General features: G+C 47.5%; 16 protein-coding genes. 4 read left to right on the forward strand and 12 right to left on the reverse strand.

Features of this window, described 5'->3' with window-relative positions:
• Positions 1-100: 100 nt before the first annotated feature.
• The 3 genes from A1sIIB76_RS06710 to dcd are packed head-to-tail and all read right to left on the reverse strand — an operon-like array spanning position 101 to position 2,212.
• Positions 101-1,018 (reverse strand): M48 family metallopeptidase, encoded by a 918-nt coding sequence (locus A1sIIB76_RS06710; protein WP_095675417.1) that lies wholly within the window; start codon positions 1,016-1,018, stop codon positions 101-103.
• Between the two features lie 8 nt (positions 1,019-1,026).
• Positions 1,027-1,575 carry a LemA family protein gene (locus A1sIIB76_RS06715; RefSeq protein WP_095697318.1) on the reverse strand — a complete coding sequence of 183 codons (549 nt, stop codon included), beginning with the start codon at positions 1,573-1,575 and terminating at the stop codon, positions 1,027-1,029.
• Positions 1,576-1,633: 58 nt separating this feature from the next.
• Positions 1,634-2,212: a dCTP deaminase gene (dcd, locus tag A1sIIB76_RS06720; protein ID WP_095697319.1), complete on the reverse strand. Its 579-nt coding sequence runs from the start codon at positions 2,210-2,212 to the stop codon at positions 1,634-1,636.
• An 81-nt stretch (positions 2,213-2,293) separates the two neighbouring features.
• On the opposite strand from dcd, the gene A1sIIB76_RS06725 reads away from it, so the two are divergent.
• Positions 2,294-4,120, forward strand: coding sequence for an acyl-CoA dehydrogenase (locus A1sIIB76_RS06725; RefSeq protein WP_095697320.1), 1,827 nt, complete (start codon positions 2,294-2,296; stop codon positions 4,118-4,120).
• A gap of 23 nt (positions 4,121-4,143) precedes the next feature.
• Entirely contained in the window at positions 4,144-5,067 is a 924-nt protein-coding gene (locus tag A1sIIB76_RS06730) for an EamA family transporter (protein ID WP_095697321.1), read from the forward strand.
• Between the two features lie 11 nt (positions 5,068-5,078).
• Here the strand turns inward: A1sIIB76_RS06730 and dnaB are convergent, their stop codons facing one another.
• On the reverse strand, positions 5,079-6,542 hold the full coding sequence (gene dnaB, locus A1sIIB76_RS06735; protein ID WP_095697322.1) for a replicative DNA helicase: 1,464 nt from the start codon (positions 6,540-6,542) through the stop codon (positions 5,079-5,081).
• 230 nt (positions 6,543-6,772) lie between these two features.
• On the opposite strand from dnaB, the gene A1sIIB76_RS06740 reads away from it, so the two are divergent.
• Positions 6,773-7,744 (forward strand): magnesium and cobalt transport protein CorA, encoded by a 972-nt coding sequence (locus A1sIIB76_RS06740; protein ID WP_095697323.1) that lies wholly within the window; start codon positions 6,773-6,775, stop codon positions 7,742-7,744.
• A 65-nt stretch (positions 7,745-7,809) separates the two neighbouring features.
• Here the strand turns inward: A1sIIB76_RS06740 and rplI are convergent, their stop codons facing one another.
• From rplI to A1sIIB76_RS06775, 7 genes are all read right to left on the reverse strand, one after another.
• Complete coding sequence (gene rplI / locus A1sIIB76_RS06745; protein ID WP_095675423.1) at positions 7,810-8,256, reverse strand: 50S ribosomal protein L9; 447 nt, start codon at positions 8,254-8,256, stop codon at positions 7,810-7,812.
• A 14-nt stretch (positions 8,257-8,270) separates the two neighbouring features.
• The gene (rpsR, locus tag A1sIIB76_RS06750) at positions 8,271-8,558 is read right to left on the reverse strand and encodes a 30S ribosomal protein S18 (protein ID WP_095675424.1); all 288 of its coding nucleotides are present in this window, start codon (positions 8,556-8,558) and stop codon (positions 8,271-8,273) included.
• Positions 8,559-8,642: 84 nt separating this feature from the next.
• Positions 8,643-9,143, reverse strand: coding sequence for a single-stranded DNA-binding protein (locus A1sIIB76_RS06755; protein ID WP_095675425.1), 501 nt, complete (start codon positions 9,141-9,143; stop codon positions 8,643-8,645).
• Positions 9,144-9,230: 87 nt separating this feature from the next.
• Positions 9,231-9,515, reverse strand: a complete 285-nt coding sequence (gene rpsF, locus A1sIIB76_RS06760; RefSeq protein WP_017955646.1) for a 30S ribosomal protein S6 — start codon at positions 9,513-9,515, stop codon at positions 9,231-9,233.
• A gap of 105 nt (positions 9,516-9,620) precedes the next feature.
• Entirely contained in the window at positions 9,621-10,808 is a 1,188-nt protein-coding gene (locus tag A1sIIB76_RS06765) for a mannosyltransferase (RefSeq protein WP_095697324.1), read from the reverse strand.
• 6 nt (positions 10,809-10,814) lie between these two features.
• The gene (locus A1sIIB76_RS06770; protein ID WP_095697325.1) at positions 10,815-12,722 is read right to left on the reverse strand and encodes a transglycosylase domain-containing protein; all 1,908 of its coding nucleotides are present in this window, start codon (positions 12,720-12,722) and stop codon (positions 10,815-10,817) included.
• A 26-nt stretch (positions 12,723-12,748) separates the two neighbouring features.
• Positions 12,749-13,165 carry a DUF5318 family protein gene (locus A1sIIB76_RS06775; protein ID WP_190279070.1) on the reverse strand — a complete coding sequence of 139 codons (417 nt, stop codon included), beginning with the start codon at positions 13,163-13,165 and terminating at the stop codon, positions 12,749-12,751.
• Between the two features lie 43 nt (positions 13,166-13,208).
• Between A1sIIB76_RS06775 and A1sIIB76_RS06780 the strand changes: the two genes are divergently transcribed.
• Positions 13,209-14,486, forward strand: coding sequence for an MFS transporter (locus tag A1sIIB76_RS06780; RefSeq protein WP_190286235.1), 1,278 nt, complete (start codon positions 13,209-13,211; stop codon positions 14,484-14,486).
• Here the strand turns inward: A1sIIB76_RS06780 and A1sIIB76_RS06785 are convergent.
• Positions 14,470-15,948, reverse strand: a complete 1,479-nt coding sequence (locus A1sIIB76_RS06785; protein ID WP_095697326.1) for a CCA tRNA nucleotidyltransferase — start codon at positions 15,946-15,948, stop codon at positions 14,470-14,472. The two genes, A1sIIB76_RS06780 and A1sIIB76_RS06785, sit on opposite strands and share 17 nt — an antisense overlap.
• Between the last annotated feature and the right edge of the window lies 1 nt (position 15,949).

The following is a 15,949-nucleotide window of genomic DNA, read 5'->3' on the forward strand; positions in this document are numbered from 1 at the left end:
GTTCCTACTGAATCAACTCACTCTTTGCTAGATATCCACAGAGTTTATCCCCATTGTGGGTGGAGTTACACCCATGTAATTCAGCGCAAAGTTAGAAATATCAAATCTGTGGTCCTAGCGATTCCATCGCACGTAGCGTTGCAATGCGCTCTTCGATGGGTGGATGAGTACTAAATAACTTTGAGACAGCTTTTGCATCCAACGGGGATTCGATCCAAATATGTGCGACCGCATTTGATTTCTGGCGCACCACGGTTGAATCAGCAGCCAAAACTTCAAGTGCTTTGCGTAGCCCAGCAGGATTGCGCGTAAAGGAGACCGCCGTGGCATCAGCGAGCGCCTCACGCTTACGTGAGATTGCAGATTTCAAGAGCAGCGCTGCAATCGGAGCAAGAATTAAGACAACAAGTGAGAGAACAAGTGCTACTGGGTTTTGATTTTGGTTTCCATCTCTGCGACCGCCACCAAAGAACATGATGCGCATCAGGAAATCACTCAGGATTGCAATTGCTCCGGCAGTGGTTGCAGCAACTGCTGACACTAAGGTGTCACGGTTTGCCACATGTGACATCTCATGGGCAATGACTCCCTGAAGTTCATCGCGATCCATGACTTCTAGAATCCGTGTAGTAAATGCAATCAGTGCATGATCGGGATTTCGCCCTGTAGCAAATGCATTGGGCGCAGAATCTTCCACGATTGCCACTTTAGGCATAGGTAGACCACTTGCAATCACCACTTCTTCAATCACATTGAAGAGTTCGGGGGCATCTTCGCGGGTAACAACTTTGGCACCTGTCATGGTGAGAACTAATTTATCTGAGCCATAGTAAGAGCCCCACACACCGATGAGTGATATTCCCACCGCAAAGGGAACAATTGTCGAAGCTGTCCCGGCTCCAAAATATGTTAGTACCGCGTATGCGACAAGCCAGGTGAGAACTCCCATTGCTGCAAGAAGGAAATAGGTCTTTCCTTTATTGGCAGAAGCGAGTGCGCGAAAGTTATTCTCAGCCATCGAACTAACTAGAACTTAACGCCAGGAACGTTGCGATCTGTTGGATTCTCAACTTCATAGAAATCACGAGCATCTACCTTGGCAAAGCCAGCAAAGAAGCTGGTGGGGATGGTTTTAACGGCTGTATTAAGTGAGCGCACGTTGTCGTTATAGAACTGACGTGCAAAGGAAACTTTATTCTCAGTTGTAGAAAGTTCTTCTTGCAGAGATAAGAAGTTTGCCGATGCTTTTAGATCTGGATACGCCTCAGCAACTGCAAGTAAACCTTTGAGTGCATTTGTCAGAGCGCCATCTGCTGCTGCAACGTCAGCAACTGTTGTTGCACTTGTTGCCTTTGCCCGCGCTGTGACAACGGCGTCAAATGTTGATTGTTCGTGGGCTGCATAACCTTTAACGGTCTCTACTAAATTTGGAATCAGATCTGCGCGTCGCTTGAGCTGTACTTCAATCTGCGCGAATGCTTCATCGACTGTGATGTTTAGACGAATGAGGCGGTTGTATTGAGCAATAAAAAATAGAACCAAAAGTACGACTGCGCCGATGACTATATATTCCATAATGTGTTCAACCTTCTGGTGGGTAGTTGTATTCCCCAGATATAGGCTATCCGAGGAGCTATTTGATCTTGCTCTGGTGAAAATTCATAAAGGAGCGGCTTGGGGTTGGCCCGCGCTGTCCTTGGTAACGTGATGCGTAAATGGCTGAACCGTATGGGTGTTCAGCAGGGGATGAAAGTCTAATCAGACAGAGCTGACCGATTTTCATGCCTGGGAATAACTTCACCGGCAAGTTAGCAACATTCGATAGTTCCAGGGTGATGTGTCCAGAAAATCCAGGATCAATAAATCCTGCAGTGGAATGTGTCAGCAGTCCAAGGCGGCCCAGTGAAGATTTGCCCTCTAGCCGCCCGGCGATGTCATCGGGAAGAGTGATAATTTCATAGGTGCTTGCCAATACGAATTCACCTGGGTGCAAGATAAATGCTTCGCCATCTTCGGCAACAACTTCGCGAGTGAGCTCGGGTTGTTCCAGTGATGGATCGATGACTGAATATTTATGATTTTCAAAGACGCGAAAGAATTTATCCAGGCGGACATCGACAGAGGAAGGTTGAATCATCGCCTCTTCAAAAGGCTCAACGGCCACGCGGCCCGCCGTTATTTCGGAGCGAATATCGCGATCACTAAGAAGCACGGCGCGAGCCTACCTTTGCGGGCTTAGAAAAAGGAGTCCGGCGCGCTTGCCTAAGTTACTGGCGGGTAGCATTATTGCGCCATGAGCCATTACACAGCCAACCTGCGCGATATTGAATTCTGCCTCTTTGACCTACTTGGTCGCGAAAAAGTACTGGGTACTTCTATCTACTCTGAACTTGATCGCGATACCGCAATGGGAATGTTAGAAGAGATGAAGCGTTTATGTGAGAACGATCTCGCTGCTTCCTTTGTTGAAGGCGATCGCGTTGGCGCAATCCTGAATAAAGAGACTGGCAATGTAAATCTGCCTGCGAGCTTTATTAAATCTTATAAGTCATACATTGATGGCGAGTGGTGGCGACTTGATGCACCAGTAGAACTCGGTGGTATGAAAGTTCCAGCATCCATTCGTTGGGCGATTGCCGAAATGGTTCTTGGCTCAAATCCCGCTGTTCACCTCTATGCATCCGGTTACGCCTTTGCCCATGTTGCATTTTTATTGGGCACAGATGTTCAAAAAACAATGGCGAAACATATGGTTGATCGTCACTGGGGCGCGACCATGCAATTGACTGAACCAGATGCTGGTTCAGATGTTGGGGCAGGGCGGACAAAAGCTGTGGAACAAGCAGATGGGACTTGGCATATCACCGGAAATAAGCGATACATCACTTCCGGAGATGCCGACTTCTATGAGAATGTGATGCACTTTGTGCTCGCTCGTCGTGAAGGTGGCGGACCAGGAACAAAAGGTTTATCACTCTTTCTCATTCCTAAATTCATGTTCGATCTTGAGACAGGCGAACTAGGAAAACGCAATGGCGTATATGTCACAGCCCTGGAAAGTAAAATGGGCCTTAATGTTTCTGCTACCTGCGAAGTAAATCTTGGCGAGAAAGAGCCTGCCGTTGGCTATCTACTCGGTGATGTCCACCAAGGAATCTTCCAGATGTTTAAAATTATCGAATTCGCTCGCATGATGGTGGGAACTAAGGCGATTGCAACGTTATCTGCCGGCTATCTGCAAGCACTCTCCTATGCCAAAGTCCGCGTGCAAGGTGGCGATATGAAGGTGATGAACGATAAAGCAAGCCCGCGTGTGACAATCATTAAGCATCCAGACGTTCGCCGCTCCTTGATGGTGCAGAAGGCTTACTCCGAAGGAATGCGCGCACTCGTGCTCTATACCGCCTCTATCCAAGATGAAATCGAATTGGCTCGAGCAGCCGGGGAAGAAGAGAAGTTAGAGAAGATGGAACGTCTGAACGATCTCCTGCTTCCAGTTGTTAAAGGCTTCGGTTCTGAAAAATCATGGACACTTCTTGGTACTGAATCACTACAAACATTTGGTGGAGCCGGATTTACCCAAGATTGGCCACTAGAACAGTATGTGCGCGATGCCAAGATTGATACTTTGTATGAAGGCACAACAGCAATTCAAGGTTTGGACTTCTTCTTCCGCAAAGTTGTAAAAGATGGTGGGCGTGCACTTGGTCTACTCGGAAAAGAGATTCAAGCATTTGCTGAAAGTGGAGGAGCACATGCCGCTGAGAAGCAAGCTCTCCTTAAAGCACTGGCTGATCTCAATGGAATTATCGGCGTACTTGTTGGCCATGCGATGGCATCACAAGAGAAGTCAGATGAGATTTACAAGGTGGGCTTAAGCACCTCACGCGCTTTGATGGCAGTGGGCGATGTCATCATTACTTGGCTTCTTCTTCGCCAGGCAGATATTGCAGAAGCGAAGTTAGCTGCCGGTGCTGGCAAAGATACTGATTTCTACACCGGCAAAATTGCATCGGCAAAGTTCTTTGTTGCAACAGTTCTTCCACATATCACTGCAGATCGTAAGATTGTGGAAGCAACTGATTCAACGATTATGGAGATCCCGGAGTCCGCTTTTTAGTCCTTGTACGATAACCTTTCCTGGTGCTTTCAAAACATCGTGGTGAGTTTTTTCTTGTTTTAGGAGCTTTCTTCTTCGCATTAAGCGGAATCGTGGTTACGGTTGTACTAAAGCATTTGCCAGCATTTCGCTTAGCTGAGTTCCGTTCTGTGACGGCTGTGCTCATTCTCGGAACACTGGTTGCACTCACCCGCCCTGAAATCATCAGGATGGTGCGCGCTGAAATACCTAAATTAGGCTTATACGGTGTCATCGGTTTTGCGATGGTTAATTTTGGATACCTACTTGGCATCCAACGTGGAGTGCCACTAGCTCTTGTTTTGATTATCGAGTTCACCGCTTCAATCTGGATCGCCTTATGGATTAAGTTTGTCCGTAAGTCTTTCGTTGCGCGCCAAATGTGGATAGCTATCGCCTTCTCAATTCTCGGTTTGGTCTTGGTTGCCAAGGCGTGGGATGGCTTCGCTTTCGACTTGATTGGTATCGGTGGTGCTGTGATGAGCGCCTTCGCGCTAGCTGCGTACTTCTTAATGAGTGAGAAAATTGGAAAGAAACGTGAACCGATTGCCCTACTTATCTTTGGTATGGGATTTGCATCAATCTTTTGGCTTGTAGTTCTTCCACCTTGGACCTTTCCTTTTGAAGTATTTACAATGAAGATGGACCTGGGTGGCATTGCTGCTGGCACATTAGTTCCTGGTTGGGTGATGATGGCAGCAGCTGCAATCATTGGAACCGTAGTTCCTTATCTCTGCGTGCTTACCGGAATGCGACTCCTTACTGCATCGACAAGTAGCGTCATTGGAATGCTTGAGCCGGTACTGGCCGGTGCCTTTGCCTGGGTCTGGTTTGCTCAGAGCTGGGATGTAATTCAACTCTTCGGAGCACTCGTCGTGCTCTTTGGAATCTACTTAGCAGACCGTGCAAAAACGGTGGCCACAGAATAAATCAAAAGGAACTACTCGTTCCAGCCACCATCACCTGGCGCAGTTGGTTGGATATCATTTGTAGATCCTGTTGATTGTGTGAAGTCGCGTCCAGAACCAACATTCGGTGCCATATCAAAGAAGCGTGCAAAGTGAAGTTGGGCAGAGACGGTAATGGTGCGAGTTGGTCCATTACGGTGCTTGGCCACAATGAAATCTGCTTCACCTGATCGGTTCTGTGAGTCATACATATCATCGCGGTGAAGCAAGATAACTACGTCGGCATCTTGTTCGATAGAACCAGATTCACGAAGGTCTGAGAGCATCGGGCGCTTATCTGTACGTTGTTCCGGGCCACGGTTGAGCTGTGAGATTGCAATAACTGGAACATCTAATTCTTTTGCCATCAACTTTAATTGACGCGAAAATTCCGAGACTTCTTGCTGGCGGTTCTCCACCTTTTTACCTGATGTCATCAGCTGCAGGTAATCAATCACGACGAGTTTGAGATTGTGACGTTGCTTTAAGCGGCGTGCTTTTGCTCGAATCTCCATCATAGAAAGGTTGGCTGAATCATCAATAAATAACGGTGCATCTGAGATCTCACCCATTCGGCGAGCAAGCTTTGACCATTCATCATCGCTGAGTTGACCGGAACGAATGCTATTAAGTCCCACACGCGCTTCGGCAGAGAGCATGCGCATTGTGATTTCAGATTTCGACATTTCAAGAGAGAAGATCACCGCTGTTTGGTTATCGTGAATTGCGGCGTGACGGGCAATATCAAGACCGAGCGTTGATTTACCGACAGCAGGACGAGCTGCAAGAATAATCATATTTCCAGGATGGAAACCGTGTGTAAGAAGGTCGAGATCGCGGAAACCAGATTTAACACCTTCGGCGCCAACACCTTTTGAAATAGCTTCAATCTCATCAAGTGCCTGCGGCAGTAAAGTATTAAGTTGCACATAATCTTCAGAAGAGCGTCGTTCTGTTACCGCATAGACCTCTGCTTGCGCAGCATCTACTGCATCATCTACTTCACCATTTTGATCATAGCCAAGTTGCACAATCTTTGTTCCTGCCTCCACAAGCCTGCGCATGATTGCATGTTCTAAAACTATCTTTGCGTAGTAGCCGGCGTTAGCAGCGGTTGGCACAGAAGAGATAAGTGTGTGCAAGTAAGGTGCACCACCTGCGCGCGCAATATCGCCACGCTTTGTGAGTTCTGCCGCAACAGTAATTGCATCGGCTGGTTCACCGCGTCCGTAGAGATCTAGAATTGCATCATAGATAAGTTCGTGTGCTGGTCTGTAGAAATCACGTTCACGAAGAACTTCAACAACATCTGCAATCGCATCTTTTGATAACAGCATTCCACCGAGAACAGATTGTTCTGCTTGAAGATCTTGTGGTGGTGTGCGCTCAAACTCAGCCCCAACAGTGTTGTACTGCCCGTTACGTTGGGAGTTATTGGGTAGTTCTGCGATGCTCACGAGGCGTACCTTCCTCTAGAGCACTGACAAATGCGAAGGGCCCTGGGGGTAAAGGTGTGGATAAAGCCCACTTCTATGTGTAAAAGGGTGTGGAGAAGGTGTGTGTAACTCACGCCTATCGGTGGATAGCTTGCCAATTGAGCGTGGAAAGGTGGGGAGAAAAGTAAATTAGGAGTTCTCACCTGGTGAGATATCACCTGATATTCACTTTTCTGCGGAACACTTCGCACATGATTGTTGATTACGCCCTCTACCAAAATGGCGTTCGGTACACCCAACCCTCCAATCTCGCTGAACTTATTCAAAAGGCAAGAAGCGATGGGGGCTTCGTCTGGCTAGGTCTGGCAGAGCCGACCGAGAATGAATTTAACAAGATCATCGGTGACTTTAAATTTCATCCCCTTGCAATCGAAGATGCCATTACCGCTCATCAACGTCCAAAATTTGAAGAGTACCCCGGCGTGCAAGCGTTGGTACTAAAGACCGCCTTTTATGAAGAGAAGGGTAGCCAAATTTCTACCGGTGAAATCTTCTGCTTCATTGGAGAACATTTCATTGTTGTCGTGCGACACGGAAATGGTGCACCGTTAGTGAACACTCGCCATCATTTGGAAGGTAACCCGGAGCAATTAGCAAAAGGACCTTACGCTGTTGCACACGCAATTCTTGACCATGTCATTGATTGTTATATCGATATCTCAATCGAACTTGAAAACGATGTGTTGCAAGTAGAACATAAGGTTTTTGGAGATACCAGAGAGAGTGCATCGCAAGAGATTTACTTACTTAAGCGCGAGGTTATTGAATTCCGCCATGCAATTGATCCACTTTTATCGCCACTTCAACATATCGCTAGTATTGGCGCTCGTAATATTCCGACCGAACTTACGCCATTCTTCAGAGATACCCTCGACCATCTATCACGCGCATCTGATGCAGCATCTGGCCTAGATGCGCTACTCACATCGGCGCTGCAGGCAGAGCTTGCACAAGTACAACTTCAGCAAAATAGCGATATGCGCAAAATTACTTCCTATGTTGCCCTGGCATCTGTACCAACAATGATTGCTGGAATCTACGGAATGAACTTCGACACCATGCCTGAATTACGCTGGGAATTTGGATATCCGGCCGTCATCGGTTCACTCCTCGTGATCACCGTTGTTCTATATAGGAAATTCAAGAAATCTGGCTGGCTCTAAATTAATTGGTGAAATAAGAAAGCCCGCCGCAGATTGCGACGGGCTTTCTTATAACTGAAGATCTATTAAGCAGAAACTACAGTCAAGTTAACAGTTGCAACGATGTTATGTGCAAGTGAAACCTTAACGGCGTGTGTGCCTGTCTTCTTGATATGACCTGTTGTCTTGAGGTTATGGCGATCGATATCAACTGATGTTGCTGATTTGATTGCAGCAGCAATGTCTTTATCTGTGACAGAACCGAAGAGGCGACCAGCTGTACCGGTCTTGACTTTTACGGTCACTGTTGCCTTCTCAAGTGTTGCCTTGATCTCTTTAGCGTGATCGAGATCGCGGACTTCGCGGGCAGCACGTGCACGGCGGATTCCTTCGATCTGCTTCTCGCCACCAAGTGACCAGACGATTGCAACGCCACGTGGCAACAAGAAGTTGCGTGCGTAGCCATCTTTAACAGTGACAACATCGCCAGCGTTTCCGACCTTATTTACCTCACGAGTAAGGATGAGTTTCATAGTTCTTAGCTCCCTTATCGCGCTGAAGATGTGTAAGGCAGTAGCGCTACTTCACGGCTGTTTTTGACAGCTGTTGCTACTGAACGTTGGTGTTGTGTGCAAGCACCTGTTACTCGGCGAGCGCGGATCTTGCCGCGATCAGAGATGTACTTACGTAGGGTCGCAATATCTTTGTAATCGATATATGTGACCTTGTCACGACAGAAGCTGCAAGGCTTCTTCTTGAACTTCTTATTAAGGGCTGCTGCTTTAGCGCCCTTATTCTTCGGCTCGCGTAGAGCCTTGTTATTTCTTGCTCCCATTGTGGTGCTCCTTTTCGGGCCCTTCCAAGTAGTTTCGCAACTTGCTTAGAAGGAATGGATTGTCGGTTGTTTAACTTCTTCTATTTAAAAGGGTGGTTCGTCGGTTGTAGATGTTCCCCATCCACCACCGGCTGGTGAAGTCGTTGCGGCAGCCCATGGATCGTCGTTGAAGGATTCGGCTGCAGCTGGTGCTGCACTTGCTCCAGTTCCACCTGCACGCGAAGCTCGTGTGACCTTCGCTGTTGCATTGCGGAGTGATGGACCTACTTCATCAACTTCTACCTCAAAGACCGTGCGCTTTTCGCCTTCTTTTGTTTCATATGAACGTTGCTTGAGTCTGCCAGAGAGAATGACGCGCATTCCCTTTGTTAGTGACTCTGCAACATTTTCTGCAGCTTGGCGCCAGATTTGGCATTGAAGGAAGAGGCTCTCGCCGTCTTTCCATTCATTTGTAGCCTTATCTAGATAACGAGGTGTTGAGGCAACACGAAATTTTGCTACCGCTGCACCACTAGGTGTGAAACGTAGCTCTGGATCGTCAACTAGGTTGCCGATCATGGTAATTGTTGTATCTCCTGCTGCCATTTTTTCCTCTTATCTACTCGTGGAGTCCGTGCTAATAAATTACCCGTAATAGGTGACATCTACCGCGCGAAACGCGGCAGCTGTTGATTACTCGGGGCGTATTACCTTTGTGCGTAAGACAGATTCGTTCAGGTTCAGCTGACGATCTAACTCTTTGATTGCCGCAGGCTCACAGTGCATATCTACAACTGCGTAAATGCCTTCTGGCTTCTTATTGATTTCAAATGACATACGGCGCTTGCCCCAAACATCGAGCTTGTCGACGCGGCCTCCGCTGTCTTTGATGATCTTGAGATATGTCTCAAGTGATGGTGTGACTGTACGTTCTTCGAGTTCTGGATCGAGAATGACCATTAATTCATAGTGACGCATGCGTTAACCCGACCTCCTTTGGACTAAGACGGCCACGGCATTTCCGTGACAGGAGGGTTAATACTCCTGAAGAACACGCTCCGAAGGATTGTGTAATTCAGGACGCTAAGGGTAACTCTCGCCTGTTGATAAGAGAAATTCGCTCGGAAATACGCGGGATTTTCGATGGCGGGCGGCTAGGCGGGCCAGCAGGAGAATCGAGGCTCCAATCCGGACCAGGGTAATGACTGAATATGCCACAACCGGTAGACCGAATTTCGCACCAGTAACAGAGGCAAGATGTTGCCAGATTGCGAAGTGATACAAGAGTTCACACCCTTGCCAGAAGAAGAACACGGCCAAATCTTTCTCATCGATAAGTGCAATCACGGCAAGGGGTGTTAACCAGAGAACATACTGCGGTGAATAGACCTTGCTCACCGCCATCACGATGATGAAGATAAAGATCGCTGTGTGGGCAAGGGTGGGTGGTTTAGTGAGTTGGAGTAAATAGATGATGAGTGCGGTAATTCCGATGAGTAAACAGAGAACAGATAAATAATTTTGGTGGGTGAGGTTAAGACCTAAGTTAGAGAGGGCATACCAAATCGAACCCCAGTCAGATCCGCGGTTGAGGTTAAGTGAATAAAAGCGCCACCACCCTTGTGGTGTTGTGAGAAATACCGGTGCGTTGATTGCAATGAATGTGACAACGGTGATGAGGAAATATTGCGCAAACTTTGCAATCTTTTCTCGGCGAAAGAAGATAAGCGCGATGGGGATGAGTAAGAAGATGGGGAGAAACTTTGTTGAGATCGAAATTCCAAGAAGTATCGCACTCGGTATCTCTAACTTCTTATCGAAGAAATATATCGAAGCTAACATCGTTGCTATCGCCCAGAGATCCCAGTTGATATAGAGCGAGGCCACTGCAGCCGGTGCCAGCGGGAGTAAATATGCAAATTCGGGTTTGATCTTAAATGTGATGAAAGAAATAAAGAGAAAGAGCAGTGCTAAGAGAAGTATGTTGATGTGGAAGTAATTAGTTACTCCTTGCGGAATAAGTTTTGCCGTAACCCACATGATTGCGCCCTGGACAACGGGGTATTCAACAGCGTTCTCGGCACTGGAATAAGCCCATCTGCCTTGATCTAATTCACGTTCGCCATACAGGGCAGGAATATCTGAATAACATGCATGAACATACTGGCCTGGTGATTGCCAGCCTTCGCTGCTGCAGTAATTGAACTTGGCAAAACTTACTAGCGAAGAAAGAACTGCAAGAAGTAGAACGACGCGAATTCCAACGCGCATTAGGTATTACTTCTTTCTTGTTTGAATGCCACCACTTGTCATCACGACAGGTTCAAGGCCGCCAATATTTGCAGGTGCTGGAAAACTCATGATGGGCTCATCTTTCAAAGCGCCCTTCATAAAATAGGTCCAGATTCTTGCCGGGAATGTTCCACCTGTCACAGATGTGAGGCCGCCAATTCCATTAAGTGATTCAGATGCGCTATCGCGAAAGAGGGCAACGGAAGCCGCTAGTTGTGGTGTGTATGCGCTAAACCACGCTGACGCATTTGATTGCGATGTTCCAGTTTTTCCAGCAGCCGGGCGACCCAAAGCAAGGGCTGCCGATCCGGTTCCGCCATTGACCACACTCTTAAGTGCGTAGGTGAGATCTGCCATCACCTCTTTAGTAAATACTTCTTGTGTCTGTGCTTTGCCTTGATAGAGCAAGCCTTTATTTGATCCGGTCACAGATGCAACCATATAAGGCTTTGAGTACACACCTTGGGCGGCAAATGTGGCATAGGAGTTTGCTACATCGATCACATGCGGGCTTGCAACACCTAAGGCAACAGATGGGGTTGCAATCATCGCCACATTTTCTGGAATTCCAGCACGTCTAGCTGCATCAACAACTTTATCCAAGCCTGCTTTCATACCCAGGGGCACAAATACAGTGTTGATGGAGTGTTGGGTTGCGGTGAGTAGATCTACCTGACCCCACCCTTCATCGCCGTAATTCGATACTTCATACGGTCTTCCTAAGTCATCAAAAGTTTGAGGTGAATCACCATTCCACATCGATGTCATCGGAATTCCAGCTTCAAGGCTGGCAATGAGTGCAAAGGGCTTAAAGGTAGAGCCGGCCAGGGCAATGGACTGGGTGGCATCATTTAGTTGTCGAACTACATAATCTTTTCCACCATACATCGCAATGACTTCGCCAGTGCCGGGGCGAATAGCAACAAGTGCGGTGTGAAGGTTTTCCGGAGCGTCAGCAGGTGTGAATTTATTTACCGCATCAACTGCAGCTTGTTGTGCGCGTTGATCGAGCGTTGTCTTAATGACATAACCGCCAACAAGTAGCTGGTCTTGAGTAAATCCGAGTTTGCTGAGCTCTTTCTGTACCGCATCAATGATGTAACCCTTGGGACCGCTTAATTGTCCAGATGTTGTACGTGGTGCCACTCGCGGGAACTTGGCATCCTTTGCCTCGGCTTCAGTAATCCACTTCTTGTCGAGCATTCCTTGAATGACATAAGCAAATCTATTTTCAAGTCGGACTGCGTTTTCTTTAGAGAGCGAAGGATCGTAATAACCAGGAGATCGCAAGATACTTGCGATGACTGCAGATTGTGAAATGCTGAGTTGATGAGCGTTGCGATTGAAGTATTGCTGAGCCGCAGTCTGCACGCCGTATGAACCGCGACCAAAATAAATGGTGTTGAGATAGTTCTCTAAGATCTGATCTTTCGAGAGCGCATTTTCTAACTTAAGTGAGATAACAAGTTCTTTAATTTTTCTTTGGATTGTGCGACTTGGTGATAAAAATGCGGTCTTTGCATATTGCTGCGTGATTGTTGAGCCACCTTCTCCGGTGAGATCTCCTGATCTGAGGTTATTGAGAAGTGCTCGTGCGATGCCGGTTGGGCTAAAGGCGCGATTGGCATAAAAGTTGCGATCTTCTGCCGCCATCACTGCATAACGTAGACGAAGTGGAATTTTTGCAAGCGGCAAGATTTGTCTGTTCTGAGTTCCTACACGCCCAATTTCAGAACCATTTGAATATTGGATGACGGTGGATTGACTATTTACATAGGCATTTGGGTCCGGGATTGAAACAGTAAACCAGGCAAATGCGAAGAGGGTTGCACCCGCAATAAAACCAAAGCCTGCCAGGAAGATTCCGGCTCGGATCAATTTGGTTTTAATCATTTGGCTAGATTACTGGGTAAATATGTCTACTTCAGTGAAGCGAAGTCTTCATCCTCGAGTGTGCGCTGGCGACGTGGAGCTTTACGCTCGCGGCCATCGCCTAATAAGTATGTAGAGCACAAGTGATTCCAGGAACATTCACGACAGACCTCAACGACATACACAGAGAACTCTCCGAACTCTTTCTCCATCTCTGCAAGTTCGGCTCCATTTTTTATACGGCCAGAGAATTGCCCAAGTTGATCCCCAAATGTGTAACGCAGTTCTACTAGCCCATCTTTCTTACACACTGGGCATTTGCGCTCAGTTTTCTCACCGTGATATTTAGCTGCTCGCATCAGATATGGGTCAGCATCACACGCATCGACAACACCTCGAAAGAGAGCGAGCAGGGTTGCACGCTTATCAAGTGAATAATCGATGAACCCTCGTCGAGTCTGCATAATAGGAGAAGAATAAACCCCTTTACCTAACTACGCTTCTCCTATGACTTTGTGGCAATTGCTCAGAGATCGGAAACTCTTTCGCTTGCTGCGAATCCGTTGGTCTGGGCAGATCACTGATGGTATTTTTCAAAGCGCGCTTGCCTCTTTTATTCTCTTTTCTCCTGAACGTCAGGCAAGTGCGGTGAATGCGGCGGTGGCATTTGCTGTTGTGCTGCTGCCCTATTCAATTGTGGGTCCATTTGTTGGAACTCTGCTCGATAGATTCTCTCGCCAACGAGCGATATTTTTCGCTAACCTCACTAGGTCGCTCACGCTTGTCGTTATCGCACTCTTAATCTTTAATGGAAGAACTGGGCTAGAAATTACTGTCTTCGTCTTGATTGCATTCGGTGTTAATAGATTAATTCTTGCCGGGCTATCTGCCGGAATACCACTGATGACAACACCGAAAGAACTTATTTCCGCTAACGCTCTCGCTGTCACCGGTGGTTCAGTCTGGGTTGTTATTGGCGGAGGTATTGGCTTAGGTATTCGCCAGCTTCTTGATCTTTCCGGGAGCGCCGATAACGCAGACGCTGTACTAATACTTGCAGCTTCTCTCGGGTATCTGATTGCTGCACTGCTCACATCTTTGTTGGGAAAGACTGAAATTGGCCCGCGCCCACATGAAATTGTTAAAGGAAGCTTTACCCAAGGTCTCATTGAAATGCGCGAAGGTTTTCAATTCCTACAAGAGCACGCCGATGCTGCTCGCGGAATTGCAGCAACGGCAATTCACCGCGGAGGTCTGACCGCCCTTACGCTGACCGCGCTTTTACTAGAAAGAAATACCTTTAATGATCCGGCCGACAGTGAGGCTGGTCTTACCGGATTAAGTGTCACCTTATCTATTGCAGCTACCGGCTTTGTTATTGGGGCACTTGCCGCTCCTTACGGCGTGCGAAAAGTTGGACGCCATCGTTGGATTCGCTTATCTATCTTTGCCGCAAGTTTTGGTTCACTCTTACTCGTTATAGATCGCACCCCAATTCTGCTTGGGGCTACCGCATTTTTTGCTGCGATGTGTGGTCAAAGTGTGAAGGTGACAAACGATGCCTTGGTGCAATCAAAGATTGATGATTACTTCCGTGGTCGAGTCTTTTCGGTCTATGACGTTGTTGTTAATTCAGCAATTGTTACCGGCGCCCTATTTGCCGCCTGGATCTTGCCCCTCAGTGGTGATTCATGGTTATTGCCACTTATCGTTTCAATCTCCTGGGTACTTGTTGCCACAGTATTGCTACGCCCAGAAAAATTCTTTCTTAAGGATGACGCCTAGCTTTCCACCACTGTAATAACTCTTGCGTTGCACGTTCTTCACCCAGCGGACCATGTTCCATGCGTAGCTCCATCAGGAAATCAAGGGCTTTGCCAACATCAGCTGAAGGTTTGAGATCAAGTAGTTGCATTACTTGCGCGCCATCTAGATCTGGGCGAATCTTTGATAACTCTTCTTCCTCTTCCAGTTTTGCAATGCGCGCCTCAAGGCCGTCATATGTTCGAGCTAGTCGTTCTGCCTTCTTTGCATTACGAGTAGTGCAATCGGCGCGAGTTAATACATGTAAATGTGTGAGTAATTCACCAGCATCGCGCACGTAACGGCGCACCGCAGAGTCAGTCCATTCGTCATCGCCATAACCGTGAAAACGCAGATGCAAAGCGGTGAGGGTTTCAACGGCGTCGACTGTCTCATTATCAAAGCGGAGCGCCTTCATGCGCGCCTTTGCTAGTCGGGCTCCAACTACTTCATGGTGATGAAATGAAACTCCGCCGCCTTCAATAAGGTTACGAGTCTTTGGTTTTCCAATGTCGTGCAGAAGCGCTGCTAGGCGAATGACAAGGTTAGGGCCGCCTAGTCTGTCTTCTTGCGCAATTGCTTGCTCTAGAACGGTAATGGAATGTTCATACACATCTTTATGGTGATGATGCTCATCAATTTCCAGACGCAGCTTTGGAATCTCTGGCAGGACAAGATCAGCGAGACCAGTATCTACCAAAATGGTAATTCCAAGTCGTGGGTTTTCTGACATCAGCATTTTTATAAACTCATCGCGCACCCGCTCAGCCGAAATAATCGAGATGCGAGAAGCCATCGCTGTCATTGCTGCAGTGACTTCTGGATCAATTGCAAAGTTAAGTTGACTTGCAAAACGAGCAGCACGCATCATGCGAAGTGGATCATCTGAAAATGACTGTTCGGCACTTGCTGGTGTTCTTAATACTTTCTTCGCTAAATCTTCCAGCCCACCAAATGGATCGATAAATTCTGGTTCGGTTCCTGTGAGCTCTAGCGCCATCGAGTTAACGGTGAAATCTCGTCTGGAGAGATCTCCTTCAATGTTGTCACCAAATTCAACATCTGGATTACGAGAATTCTCTTCGTATTTCTCTGATCGATACGTAGTTACTTCAACAGTGACATCACCGAGTTTGGCTGCAACTGTGCCAAAGAGAATTCCGGTATCCCAAGTATTATCTGCCCATGCTTTAAGTATTTTCTTTGTCTCATGTGGGTGCGCATCTGTTGTGAAATCTAAATCATTTCCAAGTCGACCCAAGATTGCATCGCGCACAGGGCCACCCACGAGTGCAAGGCGAAAACCACTGGCGGTGAAAGCTTGGGCAAGTGATGATGCCGCTGGCGCGTTTGCGATGAGGGAGCGGATAGCCAACTCGGCGGCTGCCCCAAAATTGCTCTTCTCTGCGCTCACAATAGATAAGCGTAGTCGCGTACTCTTCATC

It is taken from the genome of Candidatus Planktophila versatilis, assembly GCF_002288265.1.
Taxonomy (GTDB): domain Bacteria; phylum Actinomycetota; class Actinomycetes; order Nanopelagicales; family Nanopelagicaceae; genus Planktophila; species Planktophila versatilis.

Coding starts and splice junctions, on each gene's coding strand:
- A1sIIB76_RS06755 (WP_095675425.1), bottom strand. CDS start 9,143: ATGGCAGCAGGAGATACAACAATTACCATGATCGGCAACCTAGTTGAC.
- A1sIIB76_RS06780 (WP_190286235.1), top strand. CDS start 13,209: ATGACTTTGTGGCAATTGCTCAGAGATCGGAAACTCTTTCGCTTGCTG.
- A1sIIB76_RS06765 (WP_095697324.1), bottom strand. CDS start 10,808: ATGCGCGTTGGAATTCGCGTCGTTCTACTTCTTGCAGTTCTTTCTTCG.
- rpsF (WP_017955646.1), bottom strand. CDS start 9,515: ATGCGTCACTATGAATTAATGGTCATTCTCGATCCAGAACTCGAAGAA.
- A1sIIB76_RS06715 (WP_095697318.1), bottom strand. CDS start 1,575: ATGGAATATATAGTCATCGGCGCAGTCGTACTTTTGGTTCTATTTTTT.
- A1sIIB76_RS06725 (WP_095697320.1), top strand. CDS start 2,294: ATGAGCCATTACACAGCCAACCTGCGCGATATTGAATTCTGCCTCTTT.
- rplI (WP_095675423.1), bottom strand. CDS start 8,256: ATGAAACTCATCCTTACTCGTGAGGTAAATAAGGTCGGAAACGCTGGC.
- A1sIIB76_RS06785 (WP_095697326.1), bottom strand. CDS start 15,948: ATGAAGAGTACGCGACTACGCTTATCTATTGTGAGCGCAGAGAAGAGC.
- A1sIIB76_RS06710 (WP_095675417.1), bottom strand. CDS start 1,018: ATGGCTGAGAATAACTTTCGCGCACTCGCTTCTGCCAATAAAGGAAAG.
- rpsR (WP_095675424.1), bottom strand. CDS start 8,558: ATGGGAGCAAGAAATAACAAGGCTCTACGCGAGCCGAAGAATAAGGGC.
- A1sIIB76_RS06775 (WP_190279070.1), bottom strand. CDS start 13,165: ATGCAGACTCGACGAGGGTTCATCGATTATTCACTTGATAAGCGTGCA.
- A1sIIB76_RS06770 (WP_095697325.1), bottom strand. CDS start 12,722: ATGATTAAAACCAAATTGATCCGAGCCGGAATCTTCCTGGCAGGCTTT.
- A1sIIB76_RS06740 (WP_095697323.1), top strand. CDS start 6,773: ATGATTGTTGATTACGCCCTCTACCAAAATGGCGTTCGGTACACCCAA.